Here is a 6,052-nt window from a genome sequence, read left to right on the forward strand (position 1 = left end):
TGCCTCCTTATTATAGATACTTCAAGACTTCTTCAGGTTCTAGTCTTTGAGTATAATCAACACCTATATGCGCAAGTTGTATCATGCCTTCTTTATCAATCACAAAGGTTGCCGGTACAGGCATAACATATTCGTCATTGCCATGTTTTGACTTCAAATCAATACCAAAGGAATGATATACTTTCTTTAACTCCTCACCCATGGAAAAGGCAATGCCTAACTTCTTTGCTAACCTATTATCAATATCAGACAGGATTTCAAAGTCCAGAGCCATCTTCTCATGAAGCGACAGTGAGTCATTAGGTTTTTCCGGTGAAATCGCAATTAATTGTCCACCTCTTCTGTGAATTTCATTTATTATCTCTTGGTAACCTCCAAGCTCAATATTACAAAACGGTCACCATCCACCTCTATAAAAGTTAACGACTAATGGCCCCTTTTGTAGTAAACTGCTCAAAGAAATCTGATTACCTACAGCATTTTTTAGAGTAAACTCAGGCATCTTCTTGCCAACTTTGATGGCCTTTTCTACCAACTTGTTTTCAACCAAGTCAAATATGCTTTGATCAATTATATCCAGTATGTCTTTTGGAGCACTTGAATAGAAATTATTCTTCAAAGCAGCTAGTGATTCAGAAATCATATGGCCTCCTTGTTTATGTTAAAAATACATAATTGTCCGTCTGTTACAAAACATTTATTGCAAGCGATACATTTCGATACTTGCTCTCCATTCATCCATTCATTGATTAAATCTGGCTTATAAGTCAAAGCTCGTGTCATTCCAATACTGTTTATTGATGTTTCATTTAGAATCTTTTCTGCAAGAGTTAAAGACCTGATACCACCTACCAAAATAACAGGTAGATTGTTTTCTTCAGAAATAATTTTTGCATGTTTTAAGTTATAGGCCTCCTCATCTAAAGGCCTTGCAGGAGATATTCTTCCACCTGCTAATCCACTTGTTATTTCATATCCATCAAATCCTTTATTTGATAAATAACTTGCAACTTTTCTAGCTTCATCAAACTTAAAGCCATAGCTTTCATTTACATAATCGTCGCTATTTAATTTGAGTAAGACTAAGAAATCCTTCCCACAAGCTTTTTTTATACCATCAACAATTTCAACAATAATTCTCGAACGATTTTCTGTCGAACCGCCATATCTGTCTTTTCTATTGTTATAATAGGGATTGATAAACTTATTTAATAGAAAACCATGAGCTGCATGAACTTGTACACCATCAAAGTCCGCTTCCTTTACACGTTTTGCCGCTTCTATAAAATAGTTCACTAAATCATTTATCTCTATTTCACTTAGGGCATGTGGCTCAATACAGCTAATTGCATCCTTGACATTTGATGGACCTACAGGTATTTTATTGGGCTCCCAATGTAAAAGTGAACCATAATTTCCAATCTGAGCGACAATTCCAGACCTATAGCTATGACTTATATCCGCAAGTTCTTTTAATCCCTTAATATACTTGTCATCATCTACTCTTAAATAATACTCTGGGAAATTACTATCATCCCATACCGTCATCATTTCTGTAATCAGAAGCCCTGCGCCACCAGAAGCAACTTTTCTGTACCAATCCTTTACTTCATAAGTTACAAAACCTTCTTTTGATGCAACACCAGATCCCGCAGCTGACCTTACAAATCTGTTTTTTAATTCAATACTTCCCAACTTATTTTTCTTAAATACTTTCATAACGCTCCTTAATCGAACGTTCGTTTAATTTAGAATGTTTAAATTAAAGCCCTAGTGGGCTTTAATGCCTTTCCATATTAAATCAAAGCTTTTGATAATTTCATCTCTACTTAACTTTCTTTTTCCTGTAAAATAGTTTTCAGCTATTCTTTCTATTGTAGATGACAACATAGCATGAATGATTGTAATGTCCACATCTACTAAATCGCCTGATTCTATAAAACCTCCAATGATCTTATCAATAGCGATATGATATTCTTTTTCTCTTATCTCTTCATCTAAACAAGGACAAGAAGAAAACTGTCTTATATAATAATATTCATCTTCAAACTCAATCAAATAATCATAAAAATCAAGGTAAATGACTTTTAAAGTCTCCTCAGCATTCATGCCTTCCTTAATTGAGTTGTATATATTATTATGTCTCTTCTCTCTAAGATCATGATAAATACTATGGATCATTTCATTCTTGTCTTTATAGTATGTATAGATTGTTGATGATGAAATCCCACAGTCTTTTGCGATCTTTGACATTGAAATGCCTTGTAGACCAAAATCTCTAGCTAATTTTATAACTGATGAGCGAATTCCCAAAGCTTTTAATTCATCTTTTTTTCTCAAATTCTATCTCCTTATAAGTCTATAATAAACGACCGTTCGATTAATGTCAAGTTCATTTTTTTTCATACCCACAAAAAAGTGGGTAATTTACAAGGAAAATAATACGATGTTATTGTGTAGTTAGTCACAACATATTGACAAATTAAGGAGAACAAAAATGAAAATTCAATTAATTAGGAATGCAACTATGAGGATCAGTTATGCTGGAGAAGTCATTCTTACAGATCCCATGTTAGCTGAGAAAGGCGCTTATAGAGGATTTATGGATCGTGAAAATCTAGTAAATCCTACAGCAGAACTAAAGACAACTTTAGATGAAATAACAAAAAATGTTACCAGCGTGCTCGTCTCACATACGCATATTCCTGCAAAAGGAGCTGGCGGACCTTCAGATCATTTCGATCAAGTCGCGGTATCCAAACTAAAGAAGGATTTACCTATCCTTACGCAACCAAGTGATGTAAAAGGACTTGAGAATGCCGGCTTTGTGAATGTACATGCAATTGAAGAATCCTTGGATTATAAGGAAATAACAGTAAAACGATTCATTGGTCGACATGCAGATATAGATGCCCTCTTACCGCTTGTTGGTGATAGTTCCGCTTACATGCTTAAATCTCAAGATGAACCAAGTATCTTTTGGACTGGAGATACACTTTTGACAGAGAAAATGAAAAAGTACCTTCTAGATGAGAAACCAGATCTTGTGATTGTCCATGCAGGTGGTGCAGAGTTGCCAATAGATGCTGAAGGCAACATGTCACAACTCGTTATGCATGCAGATGACACAATAGAAATAGCCAAACTTCTACCAGATGCTAAAATAATTGCTGTTCATATGGAATCCCTTGACCACTGTCCAGTTACCAGACAAGAACTTAGAATGAAAGCGGAGAAAAATCAAGTTTTGAATATTATCATTCCAGAAGATGGTGAAATTGTGTGTCTATAGAATCAATCATTATATACCTTCCTGTTCTTTTACTCATCCTTTATTCCATAATGAGTAAAAGAACAGTTGAACCAATAATTCTAGCCGTTTTGACAGCATATATCATTAAGTATGGGCTGACATTTCCTGAGCACTTTCTTGCTGGTGTTTATAACACACTAGCAAATGAGACCATTATATTTTTAATTATTATGTTAACTTTATTTGGTGGTCTAATAGAACTTATCACACATTCAAGAGGGATACTGGGTATGATTGAGTTTCTTAAAAATAGAATTCATACTCAAAAAAGCGCTCTACTATTTACTTGGCTATTAGGAATAGCTTTGTTCATGGATGATTATCTCAACTCCTTATTAGTAGGAACAACTATGAGAAAGATCATAGATAAGTTTGAAATACCAAGAGTTCAAGTGTCGATCATATCCATCACAACTAGCGTACCACTAAGTATTATGACACCAGTATCAACATGGGCAGTATTCATATATGGTGTTCTTAAAACGACAGGCATAGATACTAGTCATGGACAAATTGGCACCCACATTAAAATAATGCCATTCATGATTTATCCTATAATCAGCATTATTGGAACAGTTTTAATGATTTCAGGGCTTGCACCTAGGGTTTTTAGACTAAAAAGAGCATATGATAACTTCAAGGCGAGAGAAGATCAAGAAATCTCGGTAAAAGGTAATCCACTAAACTTTGTAATACCAATTGTTATATTAATAGTCGTAACAGTATTAACTTTAAACATAACTTACGGCTTGGTCACAGCTTTAGTGGTTACGACAGCATGGTTGAGCTTTTCTGAACAAGTCTACTTCAAAGAAGCCGTTGATATCGTTTTAAAAGGTATGTCTACTATGACCTCACCTTTGATATTTATTATCTTTGCTTTTACTTTCGGTGAAATACTTACTGAGTTAGGCTTCGCAGATACAGTGTTAAACTTAATCAATCCATTAATCACGAGGGAAAACCTTCTGGTATTTTCCTTCCTTTTGGTAGCTGGTCTTGTTTTTGCCGGGATTGATGTATGGGCAACCATACCACTTATATTACCCGTCTTACTACCATTAGCTCAAGTTCATGAAGTCAATGCTTTCATGGTTATCGGAGCTATACTTTCTGGAATCAGCTTTGGTACACAAGTATGTTTTATATCGGAATCCAACATACTTGTTTCAGGCACACTTGGCCTCAAGCCAGTCAATCAAGTTTTAGCTTTAATGCCTTATGCTTTAACCTATGTGGCATTAACATCACTCATATTTTTATATTTAGGTTACACAATGTAACGGAGGACAGAAAATGAAAAAATTAATTATTATGATCAGCTTAATCTCATTTTTGATATTAAGTTGCCAACCACAAGAAAAAAATACTACTAAAATCGAGTTTGTAAGAAATGCAACTATGAAAATTGAATATGCAGGAAAAACATTTTTAACGGATCCCATGTTAGCAGATCAAGCTGCGTATCCAGGCTTTTTAAACAATGAAGTCTTAGCAAATCCTACAGTAGGCATGCCAGTAGATATTGATACTCTATTAAAGAATGTTGAGTTCACACTGGTTACTCATACGCATATACCAGAAGATTCTAACATGGAAGGCCCATCTGATCACTTTGATGCAAAAGCAGTTCAAGTCTTAGATAAAGATATGCCTGTCTACATCCAGCCATTTGATGAAGCTGGATTAAAGCGTAAGGGTTTTACAAACTTACAGCCAATCAGCTCGCAAATTAAGATCGATAACATAACAATTACTAGAATTATAGGTGTTCATGCAGATGTAGAATTTCTTCTACCAATTGTCGGCGATAGCTCAGCATATGTTTTAGAAGCTGAAGGTGAACCAACTATATTCTGGACAGGTGACAACTTACTAACAGACGACATGAAAGAAGCTATTAAATCATTTAAACCAGATATTGTGATTGTTCATTCAGGTGGTGCAAGTCTGCCAATTGATGCAGAAGGCAATATGGCCCAACTTGTTATGAATGCAGAAGATACAATAGAAATTTCTAAATTAGTACCTAATGCAAAAATAGTTGCCATTCATATGGAAAGTTTAGACCATTGTCCTGTAACTAGAGAGGAATTGAGAGAAAAAGCATTAAAGGCTGGTATTAAGGAAAGAATGATCATTCCAGAAGACGGCCAAATAATTGAATTTTAAAGATCTACCCTTCGGTAGTCCCTTGGTCTTCAAGATACTTCACACCAATTTCTTGCATGATATCTAAAGCTTCTATCAATTTTTTCCCCCTATCCTCTGTAATGTAATATTCCACACGCAAAGGGTATCCTTGAAAAGTATTTTTACCTACTAGGCCATATGACATCAGTTCTTTTAATTGTTCTAATAACATTTTCTGACTGATCCCTTTTATGGAAGATTCCAATTGAGACAGCGAAGCTTTTTCTATGTGATTGATTTGGTATAAAATGACAGTTTTCCACTTACCTTTTATAATATCGTGGGTGATTTCTAAAGGACATGTAATTTCTTTTCTGATTTTCATGATTGCTCCCTTCTGATACAAGGTATTTTAGAGGAGAAACAAACAAGTGTCAACAAAAAATTATGTAAGAAATAAAGGGGCTGTCGAAAGTAAATAATTAACAAAACAAAAATGAACTATGAATCAGATGATTTATAGTTCATTTCTTTTATTTATCAATTGGTAAAAATTACAAAAAGGAAAAGTAGATCCGATGTCGAATCTACTTAGTATACATAGTA

General features: G+C 34.5%; 7 protein-coding genes. 3 read left to right on the top strand and 4 right to left on the bottom strand.

Going from position 1 to position 6,052, the window contains the following annotated elements; translation table 11 throughout:
- Positions 1–10 precede the first annotated feature (10 nt).
- Genes EZV73_RS21725 through EZV73_RS21740 form a run of 3 tightly spaced genes read right to left on the bottom strand, consistent with a single transcriptional unit; the run spans position 11 to position 2,340 of the window.
- Positions 11–643, bottom strand: a complete 633-nt coding sequence (locus EZV73_RS21725; protein WP_330637180.1) for a peroxiredoxin-like family protein — start codon at positions 641–643, stop codon at positions 11–13.
- Positions 640–1,719 (bottom strand): NADH:flavin oxidoreductase, encoded by a 1,080-nt coding sequence (locus tag EZV73_RS21735; RefSeq protein ID WP_240842543.1) that lies wholly within the window; start codon positions 1,717–1,719, stop codon positions 640–642. Before EZV73_RS21735 ends, EZV73_RS21725 begins: the two co-directional genes overlap by 4 nt.
- Positions 1,720–1,770: 51 nt before the next feature.
- Entirely contained in the window at positions 1,771–2,340 is a 570-nt protein-coding gene (locus EZV73_RS21740) for a TetR/AcrR family transcriptional regulator (protein ID WP_240842544.1), read from the bottom strand.
- 157 nt (positions 2,341–2,497) lie between these two features.
- Between EZV73_RS21740 and EZV73_RS21745 the strand changes: the two genes are divergently transcribed.
- The 3 genes from EZV73_RS21745 to EZV73_RS21755 are packed head-to-tail and all read left to right on the top strand — an operon-like array spanning position 2,498 to position 5,485.
- On the top strand, positions 2,498–3,292 hold the full coding sequence (locus tag EZV73_RS21745; protein WP_240842545.1) for an MBL fold metallo-hydrolase: 795 nt from the start codon (positions 2,498–2,500) through the stop codon (positions 3,290–3,292).
- Positions 3,283–4,596, top strand: a complete 1,314-nt coding sequence (locus EZV73_RS28925; protein WP_240842546.1) for a Na+/H+ antiporter NhaC family protein — start codon at positions 3,283–3,285, stop codon at positions 4,594–4,596. Before EZV73_RS21745 ends, EZV73_RS28925 begins: the two co-directional genes overlap by 10 nt.
- A 13-nt stretch (positions 4,597–4,609) precedes the next feature.
- Positions 4,610–5,485 (top strand): MBL fold metallo-hydrolase, encoded by an 876-nt coding sequence (locus EZV73_RS21755; protein ID WP_240842547.1) that lies wholly within the window; start codon positions 4,610–4,612, stop codon positions 5,483–5,485.
- A gap of 4 nt (positions 5,486–5,489) precedes the next feature.
- Here EZV73_RS21755 and EZV73_RS21760 read toward each other — a convergent pair whose 3' ends face one another.
- A complete protein-coding gene (locus EZV73_RS21760) occupies positions 5,490–5,831 on the bottom strand; it encodes a helix-turn-helix domain-containing protein (RefSeq protein WP_240842548.1) in 342 nt (113 codons plus the stop codon).
- Between the last annotated feature and the right edge of the window lie 221 nt (positions 5,832–6,052).

The sequence above is a fragment of the Acidaminobacter sp. JC074 genome, from assembly GCF_022496765.1.
GTDB lineage: Bacteria > Bacillota > Clostridia > Peptostreptococcales > Acidaminobacteraceae > JABXKX01.

Excerpts from the sequence above, each read along its gene's own strand:
- EZV73_RS21735 (WP_240842543.1), bottom strand. The coding sequence starts at position 1,719 with ATGAAAGTATTTAAGAAAAATAAGTTGGGAAGTATTGAATTAAAAAAC.
- EZV73_RS21745 (WP_240842545.1), top strand. The coding sequence starts at position 2,498 with ATGAAAATTCAATTAATTAGGAATGCAACTATGAGGATCAGTTATGCT.
- EZV73_RS21755 (WP_240842547.1), top strand. The coding sequence starts at position 4,610 with ATGAAAAAATTAATTATTATGATCAGCTTAATCTCATTTTTGATATTA.
- EZV73_RS21760 (WP_240842548.1), bottom strand. The coding sequence starts at position 5,831 with ATGAAAATCAGAAAAGAAATTACATGTCCTTTAGAAATCACCCACGAT.